Source organism: Pseudomonas sp. SJZ131, assembly GCF_007828705.1.
GTDB classification, from domain to species: Bacteria; Pseudomonadota; Gammaproteobacteria; order Pseudomonadales; family Pseudomonadaceae; genus Aquipseudomonas; species Aquipseudomonas prosekii.
The window spans coordinates 95,110-112,448 of sequence record NZ_VIVC01000003.1 but is presented as its reverse complement, the minus strand read 5'-3'; the positions used below and the strand labels follow the sequence as shown (position 1 = coordinate 112,448).

At 60.2% G+C, this 17,339-nt stretch carries 13 protein-coding genes; 3 read left to right on the top strand and 10 right to left on the bottom strand.

The features are described 5' to 3' along the window. Nucleotides 1–113 precede the first annotated feature (113 nt). Complete coding sequence (gene creD, locus FBY12_RS14670; RefSeq protein WP_145253448.1) at nt 114–1,484, top strand: cell envelope integrity protein CreD; 1,371 nt, start codon at nt 114–116, stop codon at nt 1,482–1,484. Nucleotides 1,485–1,746: 262 nt separating this feature from the next. Here creD and FBY12_RS14660 read toward each other — a convergent pair whose 3' ends face one another. The 8 genes from FBY12_RS14660 to FBY12_RS14625 form a co-directional block, all read right to left on the bottom strand. Beyond that, entirely contained in the window at nt 1,747–2,376 is a 630-nt protein-coding gene (locus FBY12_RS14660) for a glutathione S-transferase (RefSeq protein WP_109521066.1), read from the bottom strand. Nucleotides 2,377–3,543: 1,167 nt separating this feature from the next. Continuing rightward, on the bottom strand, nt 3,544–3,723 hold the full coding sequence (locus FBY12_RS14655; protein WP_092277132.1) for a hypothetical protein: 180 nt from the start codon (nt 3,721–3,723) through the stop codon (nt 3,544–3,546). Continuing rightward, entirely contained in the window at nt 3,720–4,862 is a 1,143-nt protein-coding gene (locus FBY12_RS14650) for a PepSY domain-containing protein (protein WP_145253444.1), read from the bottom strand. Before FBY12_RS14650 ends, FBY12_RS14655 begins: the two co-directional genes overlap by 4 nt. Nucleotides 4,863–4,939: 77 nt before the next feature. Continuing rightward, nucleotides 4,940–7,366, bottom strand: a complete 2,427-nt coding sequence (locus FBY12_RS14645; protein WP_145253442.1) for a TonB-dependent siderophore receptor — start codon at nt 7,364–7,366, stop codon at nt 4,940–4,942. A 212-nt stretch (nt 7,367–7,578) separates the two neighbouring features. Next, complete coding sequence (locus FBY12_RS14640) at nt 7,579–8,550, bottom strand: FecR domain-containing protein (protein WP_145253440.1); 972 nt, start codon at nt 8,548–8,550, stop codon at nt 7,579–7,581. Continuing rightward, nucleotides 8,547–9,065: an RNA polymerase sigma factor gene (locus FBY12_RS14635; protein WP_092277144.1), complete on the bottom strand. Its 519-nt coding sequence runs from the start codon at nt 9,063–9,065 to the stop codon at nt 8,547–8,549. Before FBY12_RS14635 ends, FBY12_RS14640 begins: the two co-directional genes overlap by 4 nt. Nucleotides 9,066–9,287: 222 nt before the next feature. Beyond that, nucleotides 9,288–9,995 (bottom strand): PolC-type DNA polymerase III, encoded by a 708-nt coding sequence (locus FBY12_RS14630; protein WP_145253438.1) that lies wholly within the window; start codon nt 9,993–9,995, stop codon nt 9,288–9,290. Next, the gene (locus FBY12_RS14625) at nt 9,992–11,926 is read right to left on the bottom strand and encodes a putative nucleotidyltransferase substrate binding domain-containing protein (RefSeq protein ID WP_306092828.1); all 1,935 of its coding nucleotides are present in this window, start codon (nt 11,924–11,926) and stop codon (nt 9,992–9,994) included. The genes FBY12_RS14630 and FBY12_RS14625 overlap by 4 nt, the downstream gene beginning before the upstream one ends. A 283-nt stretch (nt 11,927–12,209) precedes the next feature. Here FBY12_RS14625 and FBY12_RS14620 point away from each other — a divergent pair, with 283 nt between their 5' ends. Beyond that, on the top strand, nt 12,210–12,656 hold the full coding sequence (locus tag FBY12_RS14620; protein ID WP_092277150.1) for a response regulator: 447 nt from the start codon (nt 12,210–12,212) through the stop codon (nt 12,654–12,656). A gap of 192 nt (nt 12,657–12,848) precedes the next feature. Here FBY12_RS14620 and FBY12_RS14615 read toward each other — a convergent pair whose 3' ends face one another. After that, on the bottom strand, nt 12,849–15,026 hold the full coding sequence (locus tag FBY12_RS14615; protein ID WP_145253436.1) for a malate synthase G: 2,178 nt from the start codon (nt 15,024–15,026) through the stop codon (nt 12,849–12,851). 599 nt (nt 15,027–15,625) lie between these two features. Between FBY12_RS14615 and FBY12_RS14610 the strand changes: the two genes are divergently transcribed. Continuing rightward, on the top strand, nt 15,626–16,144 hold the full coding sequence (locus FBY12_RS14610) for a glycine cleavage system protein R (RefSeq protein WP_145253434.1): 519 nt from the start codon (nt 15,626–15,628) through the stop codon (nt 16,142–16,144). Between the two features lie 228 nt (nt 16,145–16,372). Here the strand turns inward: FBY12_RS14610 and rarD are convergent, their stop codons facing one another. Next, a complete protein-coding gene (gene rarD, locus FBY12_RS14605; protein ID WP_092277159.1) occupies nt 16,373–17,260 on the bottom strand; it encodes an EamA family transporter RarD in 888 nt (295 codons plus the stop codon). Between the last annotated feature and the right edge of the window lie 79 nt (nt 17,261–17,339).

Genomic DNA, 17,339 nt, shown 5'->3' with positions numbered 1-17,339 from the left:
GCTCACTCCTACAGGGTTATGTGGATGAGTCTCCACACACTCTCCACATTTTCCCCATAAAACCCTCACACGCCGCCGCCAGACTCTCCCTCATTCGAACAGGGAGAGACCTCATGAACCGTAGCCTGGCCATAAAACTCGGGGCGATTGCCCTGCTGATTCTGTTATTGCTGATCCCGTTGATGATGATCAACGGCGTAATCCAGGACCGTCAGCAATTGCGCGACGGCGTGCTTGAAGACATCGCCCGCAGCTCCAGCTACAGCCAGCAATTGAGCGGGCCGGTGATGGTGGTGCCGTACCGCAAAGTGGTGCGCACCTGGAAACTCAACGAAAAAACCAACGAGCGTTATCAGGATGTCGGCGAAGAGCGCGGGCGGATGTTTTTCCTCCCCGAGCGCTTCGAACTCGACGGCAACGTGCAGACCGAGCTGCGTGCGCGGGGCATTTATGAAGCGCGGCTGTTCCACGCCGATAACCGCATCAGCGGCAACTTCGCGATTCCCGAGCAGCTGGGCATTACTGAAGATTTCGCCGATTACCAGTTCGATCAGCCCTTCCTCGCGGTCGGCATCAGTGACATTCGCGGCATCGAAAATGCGTTGAAACTGGAACTCGACGGCCAACACCTGGACTTCGTTCCCGGCAGCCAAGTGAGCTTTTTGGGCGAGGGCGTGCACGTCATGCTGCCAGCGCTGGACCCCGGCAAAGCCACGCAATTGGCTTTCGGTTTTGACCTGCGGCTGCAAGGCACCGGGCAGTTGCAAGTGATCCCGGTGGGCCGCACCAGCAAAGTCTCGTTGTCCGCGAATTGGCCGCATCCAAGCTTCATCGGCAACTACTTGCCGGCTCAGCGGGAAGTCAGCGATCAGGGGTTCAGCGCGCATTGGCAGACCTCGTTTTTCTCCACCAACCTCGAAGAGGCGCTGGACAGCTGCGTAGTCGCCGACAAGTGTGAAGCGTTCAATGCGCGCAGTTTCGGCGTGAGTTTTATCGATCCGGTGGACCAGTACCTGAAGAGTGATCGGGCGATCAAATACGCGCTGTTGTTCATCGTCCTCACGTTCGCCGGGTTCTTCCTCTTCGAAGTGCTGAAAAGCCTGGCCGTGCATCCGGTGCAATACGCGCTGGTCGGTGTGGCGCTGGCGTTCTTTTACCTGTTGCTGCTGTCGCTGTCCGAGCACATTGGTTTTGCCCTGGCGTATCTGCTGTCGGCGAGCAGTTGTGTGTTGTTGATCGGCTTCTACGTCTGCCACGTGCTGCGCAGCGTGCGTCACGGCTTGAGTTTTTCGGCGGGATTGGCGGCGTTGTACGGCTTGCTTTACGGCTTGCTCAGCGCCGAGGATTACGCGCTGCTGATGGGCTCGCTGCTGCTGTTCGGCTTGCTCGGGGTGTTCATGGTGCTGACGCGCAAACTCGACTGGTACGGGATCGGGCAGAAGTCGGCCAAGCCGTTGGCGTTTGATATTGGAGCGGTGCAATGAGCCGGCGGTTGGGGTTGCGGGAGGATCAATGCTGGAGGGAAAACCTGGTGACGCGGATTGTCGAGTTGTTGCCTGTCGAACCGCGTTGGTGCCATCGCGAGCAAGCTCGCTCCCACATAGGATTTCTGTTGTCACCGCAATGGCATGAACAACCGCAAAACCCTGTGGGAACGAGCTCGCTCGCGATGGGGCCGGAACAGTCAGCGAAGCATTAAGGCTTGGGTTTTGTTGAATCCTTGCCTTTGTTAAACCCCGGGCGTTGTTAGATCTTTGGCATCGTCGCCAGCATCGACGCCCGCTGACTCACGGCAAAAAACCACTCGGCCAGCTTCGGATTAGCCACGCGCCATTGCAGGTCGGGATGGCGCAAGTCCAAGTAACCCAAGGCACACGCCACGCTGATCGCCGCGACATCGAAATGGCTGGTCAATTCGGCAATCGCATCAGCTTCCAACAGCGCCAGCGCACGACGAATCTTCTCGCGCTGGCCCTCAAGCCACTCGTCCCACTGCTTCTCCGGGGCGCGCAACGCTTGTTCGTAACGAATCATCACCGCAGCGTCCATGATCCCGTCGGCCAGCGAGGCCAAGGTCAAGCGCCGCCAGCGCGCCGGGCCTTCGCGAGGGATCAGCGGGTTGCCGACGTGCTGCTGATCGAGGTAATCGAGGATCACCCGGCTGTCATGGATGACATTGCCATCGGCCAGGCGCAGGGCCGGGATCTTGCCCAGCGGGTTGTCTTCGCACAGCGCCAGGTCAGGGCTGACCGGCGTCAGTTGGCTGGCCTGCAACGCCACACGCCCGGTCTGCCCAGTCTCATGCAGCAGCACCATGACTTTGCGAACGAACGGCGAAGCGGGATTGTGGAACAGGGTCATGCTCGGGGCGGACATGGCAGGGACTCGGTCAGTGGCGGAGTGGGGCAGGATAGCTCATCGCAAATCCAGACCGGGAGGATCCGTGTTGCCCACCAAACCCGGCATCCACCGGAGAACCCTGTGGGAGCCGAGCTTGCTCGCGATGGCGGTGTGTCAGTCAACATTGATGTTGGCTGATGAATGGCTATCGCGAGCAGGCTCACTCCTACATGGGATCAGCGTTGCCCACCAAACCCGGCATCCACTGCAGATCCCTGTGGGAGCCGAGCTTGCTCGCGATGGCGGTGTGTCAGCCGACTTCCATGTTGGATGATCAATTGCTATCGCGAGCAGGCTCACTCCTACATGGAATCGGTGTTGCCCACAAAACCCGGCATCCACTGAAGATCCCTGTGGGAGCCGAGCTTGCTCGCGATGGCGGTGTTTCAGCCGGCATGGATGTTGGCTGATGAATGGCTATCGCGAGCAGGCTCGCTCCTACATGGGATCAGCGTTGCGCACAAAACCCGGCATCCACTGCAGATCCCTGTGGGAGCCGAGCTTGCTCGCGATGGCGGTGTGTCAGTCAACATTGATGTTGAATGATGAATAGCTATCGCGAGCAAGCTAGCTCCCACAGGGGATCAGTGTTGCCCACAAAACCTGGCATCCACTGGAGATCCCTGTGGGAGCCGAGCTTGCTCGCGATGGCGGTGTTTCAGCCGGCATGGATGTTGGCTGATCAATTGCAATCGCGAGCAGGCTCGCTCCTACATGGGATCGGTGTTGCCCACAAAACCCGGCATCCACTGGAGATTCCTGTGGGAGCCGAGCTTGCTCGCGATGGCGGTGTTTCAGCCGACATCGATGCTGGCTGATGAATAGCTATCGCGAGCAGGCTCACTCCTACATGGGATCGGTGTTGCCCACAAAACGCGGCATCCACTGGAGATCCCTGTGGGAGTGAGCCTGCTCGCGATGACGGTGTGTCAGCCGACATCGATGTTGAATGATGAATAGCTATCGCGAGCAAGCTCGCTCCTACATGGGATCGGTGTTGCTCACAAAACCCGGCGTCCACTGCAGATCTCTGTGGGAGCCGAGCTTGCTCGCGATGGCGGTGTGTCAGTCAACATTGATGTTGGCTGATGGATGGCTATCGCGAGCAGGCTCACTCCCACAGTGGATTGGGGAGCGGGGATTTCAGCGGCGTCGCAGCAGGCCGCGCATGCCGAGCACGGCGGGAACGCCGAGCCCCAGCCAACTGAGCGCATCCCACAAGCCATCGCCCAGCAGTGCGGCGAACAATCCGGCGGCGCTCAGCAGCGCGATTACTGTCGGCGTGGCGAAGACTTTCCAGAAGTTCGACTGGCGCGGCCTCATGCCGTTTGCTCCGCGTTTTGCTCGACGTTTTGCGCGAGGCGTTTCGCCGCTTTGCGCCGCACCACCCACAAATAAACGCCGCTGCCGAGGACGATAATTGTCAGCACATCGAGCACCGCCCAGAGGATCTTCATCGGCATGCCGCCGTAATCACCAAAGTGCAGCGGCTGCGACATGCCCATCGCGTCCATGTACCACGGGCGTTGCGCGACCGCCGTGACTTGCAGTGTGCTGGCGTCGATCAACACCGGCGTCAGCAAGTGCGAAGTCAGGTGCGTGCTGCCCTTCATGAACACCGCGTAATGGTGTTCGCTGGAGAAACGCGTACCGGGGAACGCGATAAAGTCCGGCTGCATGCCCGGCGCCACGTCTTTGGCGATGTCGAGCAACCGCGTGGCCGGGGCCAGTTGCGTCAGCGGTGGCTTGTCGCGGTACGGCGCGATCATCGCGTTGAGGCTTTCATAACGCCACGCGGCAATCAGCAGATCGGCGCAGGCACTGATCACTCCGGTCACGCCGACCACCAGCATCCACGTCAACGCCACCACGCCGAGCAAATTGTGCAAATCGAGCCAGCGCAGCCGCGTGGATTTGTCTTGGCGCACCGTGCCGAACTTCAAGCGGCGCATGAACGGCAAGTACAGCACGGTGCCGGAAACCAGTGCCGCGACGAACAACAACCCCATGAACGCCAGCAGCAATTTGCCCGGCAGCCCGGCAAACATGTCCACGTGCAGGCGCAGCATGACCATCATCAGCCCGCCGTTGGCCGAGGGCATTTCCAGCGCTTCGCCGGTGCGGGCGTCGAGCATGAAGGTGTGCGACGAGTTAGGTTCGGTGTCGGCGGTGGGCGCCATGATCGCGAACATGCCGTTGGGGTCTTCCTCGTCGTAGCCGGCGTATTGCACAACTTCGCCGGGACGATGTTTTTCCGCCGCTTCGATCAACTGCTGCAAATTCAGCTGCGGCGTGTCGGCTGGCATTTGCTTCAGTTCCGGCGCGTCGCCCAGCAAGTGGTCGATCTCGTGATGGAAAATCAGCGGCAGCCCGGTCAGCGCCAGCATCAGCAAAAACACCGTGCAAATCAGGCTGGTCCAGGTGTGGACAAACGACCAGCGACGAATTGTTTTACTTTTCATTTCGTTTCATAGCCTTCAGAAATACCAAAGCCGCCCACGGAGGACGGCTCGGTTATGCGGCGTGTCAGCTCAAGCTTTTACCATTTGTAAGACGCACTGGCGACGACGCTGCGCTGGTCGCCGTAGTAGCAGTAAAAGCTGTCGCAGGTCGAGATGTAATCCTTGTCGAGCAAGTTGGTGGCATTAAGTGCCAACGATGCACCTTTGAGGCTGTTGTCCAATCGGCCGAGGTCGTAATGCAGCGCCGCATCGAACACCGTATAAGCGTTGGCCTTGCCCAGCCACGTGTTGCCCTGGTCGCCATAAGTGTTGCCGGTGTAGCGGGCGCCGGCGCCGATGCCGAACCCGTCGAGCACGCCGTTGTGCCAGGTGTAATCGGCCCACAGCGAGGCTTGTTGGTTGGGCATCAGTTGCAAGCGGTTGCCTTTGTTGTCGCCCTTCTGCACTTCGGATTTGGCCAGGGTGTAAGCGGCGATGATCTTCAGGTTATCGGTGACGTCGGACACCGCTTCCAGCTCCAGGCCCTTGACCTTCACTTCGCCGGTCTGGCTGGTGATCGGCGTGGCGCCAACGGTGGTGGTGACCGATACGTTTTTCTGCGTCAGGTCATACACCGCAGCGGTGAGCAAAGTCTTGCTGCCCGGTGGTTGGTATTTGATGCCCAATTCCCACTGCTTGCCTTCGGTCGGCTTGAAGGTTTCGGTGCTCGAAGCCGAGGCGCCGGTGGTCGGCTGGAAGGATTCGGCGTACGACAGGTACGGCACAAAACCGGAGTCGAAAACGTAGCTGATCGCCGCGTTGCCGCTGAATTTCTTGTCACGCTGAGTGTTGGTCGCGTCGCCACGGTTGAAGAATTTGGTGCTGGTGTGTACCCAGTCTTCACGCCCGCCGAGGGTCAGACGCCATTGGTCGAGGGCCATCTGGTCCTGAACGTAGAGGCCAGTCTGGTAGATTTTCTGATCGAGGTCGTAGAACGCGGTGGAGCGGTCCGGGCGCGTGATCGGCAAACCGTGCAGCGGATTGTTGACGTTGATCGCCGGCGCGGTGCCGAAGATCGAGGTGTAGTTGGTGTTGCTGCGCTGGTGATCGAGGCCCAGCAGCAAGGTGTGGCGCACCTCGCCAGTATTGAAATCGGCCTGGAAGTTGTTATCCACGGCGAACTGGCTGATGTCTTCGTCGACGATGGTCGTGCTGCGCCCGACGTTGCCGGCGTTGTCCACCTGAGTGAACGGATACGAACCGACGGTGATGCCCTGAAACGACAAATCCGACTTGGTGTAACGCAGGTTTTGCTTGAACTGCCACACGTCATTCAGACGATGTTCGAACGCGTAGCCCAACGCGTAGTAGGTGCGGTCGTAGTATTCCCAATCCGGATCACCGAGGTTTTTGTGATGCGAGACGTTGCCGAACGGCATGTCGATCTTGGTGCCTTGCACCGGCAGGAACTGGCTGGTGATGCCGGTATCGTCGCGAGTGAACTGCGTGAGCAAGGTGAATTTGGTGTATTCGTCGATGTTCCAGGTCAGGCTCGGCGCGATGTTGTAGCGCTTGTTGTCGACGTGGTCGATTTGCGTGCCGCTGTCGCGCACCACGCCGCTGAGGCTATAGAGAAACTGGCCTGCGTCGTCGATTTTGCCGGTGCTGGCGAAGTTGATCTGGCGGTGGTTGTCGCTGCCGTACTGCAACTCGATTTCGCTGCTCTGCTCGGCGCTCGGGCGGCGGCTGACCATGTCCAGCAAACCACCCGGCGGCGTCTGGCCATAGACGGACGAAGCCGGGCCGCGCAGCAGGGCGAGACGGTCGAGGTTCCAGGTTTCCTGTTTCGGATTGGCGTACGTGCCGCGCGGCAATGGCAGGCCGTCGAGGAATTGCGTCGGTTCGAAACCGCGCACGCGTAGCCAGTCGGCGCGGGTGTCGCTGCCGTAGCTGCTGGCGGTGATGCCCGGCATGTAGCGCACGGCGTCGTCGAGGTTTTGCACGCCGCGATCTTCCATTTGCTGGCGCGTGGCGACCGAAATCGAGCGCGGCGCTTCGACCAGCGCGGTGTCGGTTTTAGTGCCGGCGGCGGTGCGCGTGGCGACGTACCCTTCGACCGGGCTCCAGGCGGTTTCGTAGTTTTCGACGCCAATGACCGCCGTTTCCGGCAGCGCCATCACGCCATCCGGCACCGCGACCAGGCTGTAGGTGCCGCTGCCGCTTTGTTCCAGTTGCAGCCCGGTGCCGCGCAGTGCCTCACGCAATGCGCCGGTCGCGTCGAACTGACCGTTGACCGGCGCCGAGGTTTTGCCCGCCGCCAGCGCAGGGTTGAGCGACAACGCGAGGCCGGCCTGGCTGGCGATCTGGTTCAGCGTGCTGGCCAGTGGCGCGGCCGGCAGATTGTAGGCGCGAACGCTCGACGCCTGTTCGGCAGCCAGCAGCGGACTGCTGGCCAGCGGTGCACACAGGGCAATGGCAATCGCGAGCAAACTGGGGCGCAGCACGGTATCGAGCGAACGGGTCATACACAGGCTCCTGAATGGAAATATTTCTCAATTGCCTAGGTGCCGAACGAGAATGCAAAAGTGATAGGGCTGGATGAAAATAATTTTGATTCGTGATTTGCGGTGTGGCTGCTGGCCTCTTCGCGGGCAAGCCTCGCTCCTACAGGGAAAGCGTATTTCTAATGTAGGAGCGAGGCTTGCCCGCGAAAGCGTCCGACCAGACACCGCAAATCTCAGGGTTTGACGTCAGCCTTCGCCACCGTCACCCACCACGGCGTGTGCTGTTCGATCCGCACCGGCAAGGTCGGCAGCAGGGCGCTCAATGCTTTGTCGGTGTCGTGCAACGGAAAGCTGCCAGTGATGCGCAAATTGGCAATCTCCGGCGCCACGCCCAAGTGCCCGCGCCGAGAGCGCGCCAGCTCATTCAACAAATCCTCAAGCCGCACGTTGTCCACCACCAGCATCCCGCGCGTCCACGCATCGGCGCCGCTGTTGAGCGCCACAATCGGCCCCAGACCGTTGCTGCGCATCAGCACTTGCTGACCCTCGCGCAAAATCTGTTCTTCCGGGCTCGACTCGGGATGCGCCGCCACCGCCGACTTCAGCACACTCAACCGCGTGCCTTGTTCTTCACGTTTGACCAAAAACCGCGTACCCAGCGCGCGCATGCTGCCTTCGCGGGTTTCGACGATAAACGGCCGGGCATCGCCATGAGCGGTTTCGACGAGGATTTCGCCTTCCTGAAGAATGATCAGCCGCTGCTTGTCATCGAAACGCACGTCCACCGCGCTGTGGGTGTTGAGGTTGATCTGCGTGCCGTCGGCGAGGTGCAAGGTGCGTTGCTCGCCGGTGGCGGTGCGTTGATCGGCCAGCCAATAGTCGAGCGGCAGATAACGCTCGCCGGCAAACAGTGCCAGACCAATCACCGCAACCACGCTGGCCAGACCGCTGCCGAGCTTGCGCACGCGCCGCCGAATGCTTTCACGCGATTGCAGCAGCGCCGCGCGGGCCGGGCCGTTGGCGACACTGAAGCGTTGGTCGAGCATGCTCAACTGGCGCCAGGCGCGGGCGTGTTCTTCATGGGCGGCGTGCCATTTGGCGAACTCTTCGCGCTCGATCGGGCTGGCGCCATCCAGCGACAATTGCCAGGCAATCGCCGCGTCCAGCACCTGCGCCGAAACCGGTTTGGAACTGGCCGGGCTCATAGCGGTTCTCCGTACAGCGCGATGTAGCACTGGCGAATCCCCTGGGCCAGGTATTGGCGCACACGCGGCACCGAGACCCCGAGTTTGCTGGCGATCTCGCCGTGGCTGAGGCCGTCGAGGCGGTTATAAAGGAACGCCGCGCGGGCCTTGCTCGAGAGTTTGCCGAGCAAGCGGTCGATGGCTTTGAGGTCTTCGAGGATCATTTGCTGCTCTTCCACCGACGGTTGCTCGCCTTCGGGGATCAGCATCAGTTCGTTGAGGTAGGCCTGTTCCAGCGCGGCGCGGCGGAAGTAGTCGAACAGCAGGCCTTTGGCGATGGCCACCAGAAACGCCCGAGGTTCGCGCGGCTCCTTCAGTTGATCGCGGCCGAGCAGGCGCACGAAGGTGTCCTGGCTGAGGTCTTCGGCCCGTTGCGGGCAGGCGACATTGCGTCGTAACCAAGCCAATAGCCAACCGCGGTGGTCGCGATATAACGCACCGACGAGGTCGCTGTGGGGGCCAGGAATTGACGACACGAAAACTTCACCGATTAGGAAGTGTTAACTAACGAGAATTGTTCGCGATTGTGTCAGGAGCGGCAGAGGTAAGCAATTGGCGTTGGTCGGGAGACCGCGGCATAGATATTCAGGTGGGCCGGGTTATCGTTCTTCGCGGGCAAGCCTCGCTCCTACAGAGGCAATGCCTGTGTGTGCAGGAGCGAGGCTTGCCCGCGAAGGCGTCGGTGAATTCAGCGCACTTTAAAAGGAAGGTGCGCGCTGCCGGCGTTTCCATTGGTTGATCCGCTGCTGCAGTTCCAGCGGGCTATCGATCTGCTGCTGGCGCGCGCGGCTGAACAGGATCAACGCCAGTTCCGCCGTGGCCAGCGCATCGGCACTGGCGTTGTGGCGCTCGAACACTTCGAGCTTGAACCATTCGATCCACTCATCCAGCCCCGCCTCACGGATGTTCGCCTGCGGACACAGCAGCGGCGCGATGTCCGCCACATCCAGAAATGAATGCTGCAACTTGTAACCCAGATGATCTTTCAGCGAGCGCCCGAGCATGTGTTGATCGAACGGCGCATGAAACGCCAGCAACGGACTGTCGCCAACAAACTCCATGAACTCCAGCAACGCCTGCGCCGGGTCGCTACCCGCGGCAATCGCGCTGGGCGCCAAGCCATGAATCAACATGCTCGGCGCACGTTTCAGGTCGGCGCATTGCAGCGTGCGTTCGAACTGCTGGCTGAAATCAATCGCGCCATCCTCGATCACCACTGCGCCAATCGACAATACCCGATCCTTGTTCAGATTCAGCCCGGTGGTTTCCAGGTCCAGCACCACCCAGCGCTGCTCGCGCAAGCTGCATTGCGCCAGTTCCGCGCCCAGCGGCAAGCGCTCCAGACGATGTTGCAGCGCCTCGGGCAACAGCGGCGACGCCGGGCGCAACCACGAAAACAGGCTCATAGCTGATACCGCAACGTCAGGCTGCTTTGCAGGCGTTGGGCCTGGCGCAGGGATTCACGCAAGATGCGCCGGTCCAGATGATTGAGGCTGTCGGGATCGACGCGATTGGAATAGGGCAGGTTCTCGCGGGTCTGTAGCTGATGTTGCTGCATGCGCGTTTGCTGGATGAAGTGATACGCCTCTTCGTACGCGGCGCCGTCGAGCCGATCAATCACTTCTTTTTCGACCAATTGGCGGAAGCGCTCCTGGGTATTGTTGGCTTCGATGCCATTGGCCAACGCGAGCAATCGCGCGCCATCAACGAACGGCGTCAGGCCTTGGACTTTGAGGTCCAGCGTGGCTTTCTCGCCATTCTTGCGCGCCAGCACGAACTCGCGGAAACGTCCTACGGGCGGCCGATTGCGCAGCGCGTTTTCGGCCATCATGCGCTGGAACAAACGGTTGTCGGCGACTTGCTCGAGAATCCCCCGGCGCAGTTGTTCGCAGCTTTGCTCGTCGCCCCAGACCACGCGCAAGTCGAAATAAATGCTCGAACCCAGCAGGTTCTCCGGCGTCGCCTCGCGAATAAACGCCGCAAAGCGCCGCGCCCATTCGGCCCGCGACAAACATAGCTCGGGGTTGCCGGCCATGATGTTGCCCTTGCACAGGGTAAAACCGCACAACGCCAGGCTCTGGTTGATGTGCTGCGCAATCGGCAACAACTTGCCGCGAATCTCGGCGGCGTGCGCGGCGTCGCGTGCTTCAAACAGAATGCCGTTGTCCTGATCGGTGTGCAGCGTCTGCTCGCGCCGGCCTTCGCTGCCGAAGCACAACCAACTGAACGGAATGCCGGGGTCGCCTTTTTCGGCCAGCGTCAGCTCGATTACTCGGCACACGGTGTGGTCGTTGAGCAAGGTGATGATGTGGGTGATCTGCGTCGAGGATGCGCCGTGAGCGAGCATGCGCTCGACCAATTGGCCGATCTCGCCGCGCATCGCCACCAGGTTTTCGACTTTCTGCGCACTGCGAATAGTCCGCGCCAGGTGCACCAGATCGACCCGTTGCAGGGAAAACAGATCGCGCTCCGAAACCACACCGCACAAGCGCTGATCCTTGACCAGGCAAACGTGGGCGATGTGCCGTTCGGTCATGGCGATGGCCGCGTCGAACGCGCTGTGATCCGGCGTCAGGTAAAACGGCGCGCGGGTCATGTGCTGCTCGATGGCCTGATTGAAATCATTGGTGCCGCCAGCAACGACTTGGCGCAAATCGCGCAGGGTAAAAATCCCCAGCGGCGCTTTCTGCGCATCGACGATCACAATGCTGCCGACCTGCTGCTCGTGCATCAGCGTCACCGCTCCGCGCAACGGCGTCTGCGGGCTGCACGTTACCGGGTGACGCATGGCCAATTCGCCCAGCCGGGTGTTCAGCGAATATTGCGTGCCGAGGGTTTCTACAGCTTTTTGCTGGACTTGCTGATTGACCTGATCGAGCAAACTGCTGACCCCGCGCAGGGCGAAATCGCGGAAGGTGCTGGAGAGCGCGAACAGTTTGATGAATGCCAGTTTGTTCAGTTGCAGGCAAAAGGTGTCTTCGGCCGCCAGATGCTCGGTGCGGGTCGCCCGTTCGCCCAGCAGCGCGGCAAGCGGAAAGCATTCGCCGGTGGTGATTTCAAACGTGGTTTCTGTGCCGCCCTTGGCCGTGTGCGGGCGTTCGCCAACCACTCGGCCCTGTTTGACTATGTAGAAGTGTGCAACCGGGCCATCGGCAGGCTTGATGATGCTTTCGCCGGGACCGTAGAAACGCAGCTGGCATTGCTCCACCAGATAAGCCAGGTGGGCGTGTTCCATGTGATTGAAGGGCGGGAAACGCTGGAGGAATTGCAAAGTGCCCTGAATGTTCTGCAATACCGCGGTTTTCCCTGCCTGGGTGAAGGCGTCCGCTTTACTCATAACTATTACCGCAGTCTTTTTCGAATTGTTGTTGTCGGATCGTTCAGCCATGTTCGGCCCCTGTGCGCAGGGTGCCCATTGGACGTAAGTCTAGGTAAGCGTGCATTTGCTTGAATTCGGAGAACTCCGGCGCCGGTGCGGGATTTATCTCTGAATCGCCAGTGCGGGATTTATCTCTCAATTGCCCTCTAGGAAAATTATCCGACGAAGTGCACATTGAAGGCCTGCTTAGCGATGTCTGACCACTGTGCTAGGGGATTGAATTGAACACGTAGAGAAAGCCATGTCCGACCACGATATTTTGAGTGACGCCGAGCGCGAGGCGCTCAGTGCGATCATGCTGGAACCCGATCTTCCGCCGCAGCGGGTCTTGATCGTTGATGACGATAAGGACGCCCGGGAGTTGTTGTCGGAGATTCTGGCGCTGGACGGCATTCGTTGCATGACCGCCGCCAGTGGTGAGACAGCGCTCAAAATGCTCGACGAGAAACCTTCGATTGGACTGGTGATTACCGATCTGCGCATGGGCCATGTCGATGGCCTGGAACTGATCCGCCAAGTGCGCGAGTCTGTCCGCGCGGCGATGCCGATTATCATCGTGTCCGGCGATGCCGACGTCAAAGACGCCATCGCCGCGATGCATTTGAGCGTGGTGGATTTCCTGCTCAAACCGATCGATACCGGCAAATTGCTCGAGTTGGTCAAGCATGAATTGGGGATGGAGCCTTAGCGCAAGCCGTGAGCCCGGCATATTCCCTGTGGGAGCGAGCTTGCTCGCGATGAGGCCATCACTGCCAACATCGAGGTGACTGACACACCGCCATCGCGAGCAAGCTCGCTCCCACAGGGAACCGCATTCGCAGATAAAAAAAGGCCCTGATCTCGCGATCAGGGCCTTTTTTTGTCCAACATCAGCGCTCAGTTACAGGCCATTGGCAGCCTTGAACTCGCGGCGACGACGGTGCAGCACCGGCTCGGTATAACCGTTCGGTTGTTTGGTGCCTTCGACCACCAGTTCGACCGCTGCCTGGAAGGCAATGTTGCGGTCGAAGTCCGGAGCCAACGGGCGATACAACGGGTCATTGGCGTTCTGACGGTCAACCACCGGCGCCATGCGCTTGAGGCTTTCCAGCACTTGTTCTTCGGTGACGATGCCGTGACGCAGCCAGTTGGCGATGTGCTGACTGGAAATACGCAGCGTCGCACGGTCTTCCATCAGGCCGACGTCGTTGATGTCCGGCACTTTCGAGCAACCCACGCCTTGGTCGATCCAGCGCACCACGTAACCGAGAATACCCTGGGCGTTGTTGTCCAGTTCGTTCTTGATCTGCTCTGGCGTCCAGTTCGGATTGACCGCCAGCGGGATGGTCAGAATGTCGTCCACCGAAGCGCGCGCACGTTTGGCCAATTCGGCCTGACGGGCGAACACGTCAACCTTGTGATAGTGCAGCGCGTGCAGCGCGGCGGCGGTTGGCGAGGGCACCCAAGCGGTGTTGGCGCCGGCCATCGGGTGGGCGATTTTCTGTTCGAGCATCGACGCCATCAGGTCGGGCATTGCCCACATGCCTTTACCGATTTGCGCGCGACCTTGCAGGCCAGTGCTCAAGCCGATATCGACGTTCCAGTTTTCATAAGCGCCGATCCACTTCTCAGCCTTCATGTCAGCCTTGCGCACCATCGGGCCGGCTTCCATGGAGGTGTGGATTTCGTCGCCGGTGCGGTCGAGGAAACCGGTGTTGATGAACACCACGCGCTCGCTGGCCGCCTGAATACACGCCTTGAGGTTGACCGTGGTGCGGCGTTCCTCGTCCATGATCCCCACTTTCAGCGTGTTGCGCGGCAGCTCGAGCACATCTTCGATGCGCCCGAACAGCTCGTTGGTGAACGCCGCTTCTTCCGGGCCGTGCATCTTCGGTTTGACGATGTAGACCGAACCGGTGCGGCTGTTCTTGCGCGAGTTGTGGCCATTGAGGCTGTGGATCGCCGCGAGGCAGGTCACCAGACCATCAAGAATGCCTTCCGGCACTTCGTTGCCCTGGCTGTCGAGGATCGCGTCGATGGTCATCAAGTGGCCAACGTTGCGCACGAACAGCAGCGAACGACCGTGCAGGCTCAGTTCCTGGCCATCGACGCCGGTGTAGGTGCGGTCGGCGTTCATGGTGCGGGTAAACGTCTGACCGCCCTTGGAGACTTCTTCCGACAGGTCGCCCTTCATCAGGCCGAGCCAGTTGCGGTAGATCACCACTTTGTCATCGGCGTCGACAGCGGCGACCGAGTCTTCGCAGTCCATGATGGTGGTCAGCGCGGCTTCCATCAGGATGTCTTTGATGCCGGCCGCGTCGGTCTGGCCGACCGGGGTGCTGGCATCGACCTGGATTTCGAAATGCAGGCCGTTGTTTTTCAGCAGGATTGCGGTTGGCGCGGCGGCGTCACCGTGGAAACCGATCAACTGCGCGTCGTTGCGCAGGCCACTGTTGCTGCCACCCTTGAGGGCGACCACCAGTTTGCCGTCGACGATTTTGTAAGCGGTGGAATCGACGTGGGAGCCGGCGGCCAATGGCGCCGCTTCGTCGAGGAAGGCGCGGGCGAAGGCAATAACCTTGTCGCCGCGAACCTTGTTGTAGCCTTTGCCTTTTTCCGCGCCGTCCGCTTCGCTGATGGCGTCGGTGCCGTAGAGCGCGTCGTACAACGAGCCCCAGCGAGCGTTCGAGGCATTGAGCGCGAAGCGCGCGTTCATCACCGGCACCACCAGTTGCGGGCCGGCCATGCGGGCGATTTCGTCATCGACGTTTTGCGTCGTTGCCTGGAAATCAGCCGCTTCTGGCAGCAGATAACCGATGTCTTGCAAGAAGGCTTTATAGGCCACGGCGTCGTGTGGTTGACCGGCACGGGATTGGTGCCAGCCATCGATACGAGCCTGGATATCATCGCGTTTGGCGAGTAGGGCTTTGTTCTTCGGCGCCAGGTCATGAATGACCTTGTCGGCACCGGCCCAGAACTTGTCGGCGGTGAGGCCGGTACCGGGAATGGCTTCGTTGTTCACGAAGTCGAACAGGACTTTGGCGACCTGCAGGCCACCGACTTGAACGTGTTCAGTCATTGCTTGCCTCACTCTGCTCAGCTATTTCGCTTTTCAGCTCTTCAATTATGACAATGAAGCCTCGGGCCATTTAAACCACAAACCGGTCTACCAGTACATGCCATTGCGGGCGGCTGGGTTGGGTCCAATCAACGGCTTGGAGGCCTTGCTGACGGGGCTTTGCGGGTTGCGAGTGGGCCTTGGCAGACATCGATCCAACGTTATGTAGTGCGCGCAGCGGCATACTACATGATGAATTGCGCTTGTGAAAATCAGACTAATTACGTCGTTCTGCGACCCCATGACGCATTGCAGTCATGTCGGGGAACGGGATGTTCTCAAAAAACTATTGGATTGTTCCAGTTAAATATAAAAACTTGTACACATAATCTTTGAGGCACTGCTATGCATCCGCCTCGAAACGCATACCTGTGGCGAGCGAGCTTGCTCGCGTGCGGTTGTGCAGCAGCCACAAAACCTGCCGACGCGGTTGCCTGAACAGTTGCAGGGGGCCGCTTCGCAGCCCAACGCGAGCAAGCTCGCTCGCCACAGGAAAGCAGTGCAGCCTGATTCAGGCCCTTGCCTATACTTGCCCTTCAATAACAACAGAGGGCTGCGCCATGGACCACCTGGTACTTACCATATTCGCGCCGGACAAGGCAGGGCAGGTCGAGCGCATTGCCCAATGCATCGCCGAGCACGGCGGCAACTGGCTGGAAAGCCGCATGTCGCGCATGGCCGGGCAGTTCGCCGGGATTCTTCGCGTCGGCGTACCGGCTGAGGCCTATGACGAACTGGTCGATGCCCTGCAAGCGCTGTCCACCCACGGCATCCGCGTGTTGATCGCCGAAAGCGGCATCGAGCAATCCTGCACCTGGAAGCCGATTGCCATGGAACTGGTCGGCAACGACCGCCCGGGCATCGTCCGCGACATCACTCGGCTGTTGAGCGAGCAAGGGGTGAACCTCGAACGTCTGGTCACTGAAGTGCGCCCGGCGCCGATGAGCAGCGAGCCGTTATTCCACGCCGAAGCGATTCTCGCGGTGCCGCTGACCTTGTCGCTGGACGTGCTGCAATCGCGCCTGGAAACACTGGCCGATGACTTGATGGTCGAATTGGTCCTGCGCAGCGAGCCGTGAGCCGACAGTGCATCAGGGTTATCCAAGTAAAACGTGCACCTGCCTGTGGATAACCTGTAGAGATGCGCCGCCAGCCCAGGCTGGCCGGGCTTCTTCAGGATCTGATCAAAAAACCAGCAGTTTCAACAAGTTGCGCACAAACGGCGGGGATCACGTTGTGGATAACCTTGGGAAGGATTGATGCAGGCCACGAGGGACGTGGCCTGTAGAGGTTTGTACGTTTTTTGATCAGCTGCGCCGACGCAAACTGATCACCGCATCGACGCTGTAAATCGCCAATCCGGCCCAGATAAAGATGAACGCCACCAGCGTGCTGGATGACATGTGTTCGTCAAACAGCAACACGGCTTGCAGCAGCACCAGCGTCGGCGCCAGGTACTGGAGAAATCCCAAAGTGGTGTAGGGCAAATGCCGCGCCGCAGCGTTGAAACACACCAGCGGGATCAACGTTACCGGCCCGGCCGCCACCAGCCACCACGCCTCGGAAGTGGTCCAGAACGCCGGTTGTGCGCTGGCCGCCGCCGGGTTGAACAGCAACCACGCAATGGCAATCGGCACCAGCATCCAGGTTTCCACCACCAGCCCCGGCAACGCTTTGACCGGCGCTTGTTTGCGGATCAGCCCGTAGAAACCGAAGGTCAGCGCCAATACCAACGACACCCACGGCAAACTGCCGACCTGCCACACCTGCTGCGCCACGCCCACCGCCGCCAGACCCACCGCCAGCCACTGCATGCGCCGCAGTCGTTCGCCGAGGATCAACATCCCCAGCAACACGTTGATCAGCGGGTTGATGTAGTAACCGAGGCTGGCTTCAAGCATCCGCCCGTTGTTCACCGACCACACATAGGTCAGCCAGTTGGCCGCAATCAGCGTGCCGCTGAGCGCCAGAATCGCCAGGCGTTTGGGGTTGTCGCGCAACTCGCGCCACCAGCCTGGGTGCTTCCACACCAGCAACAGCAAACTGCCGAACAACGCCGACCAGAGCACGCGATGGATGATGATTTCGACGGCCGGCACCGAGGCGATGGCTTTGAAGTAGATGGGGAAAAGTCCCCAGATGATGTAGGCAGTAAGGCCCAGGATGTACCCGCGACGCGGGTTGGCGGCTTGCATGCAGAATCCTTGCTTAGGCAGCTAACAAAGAGGGGATTGTATAGATGTGTTTCGGTTTTTGTAGGAGCGAGGCTTGCCC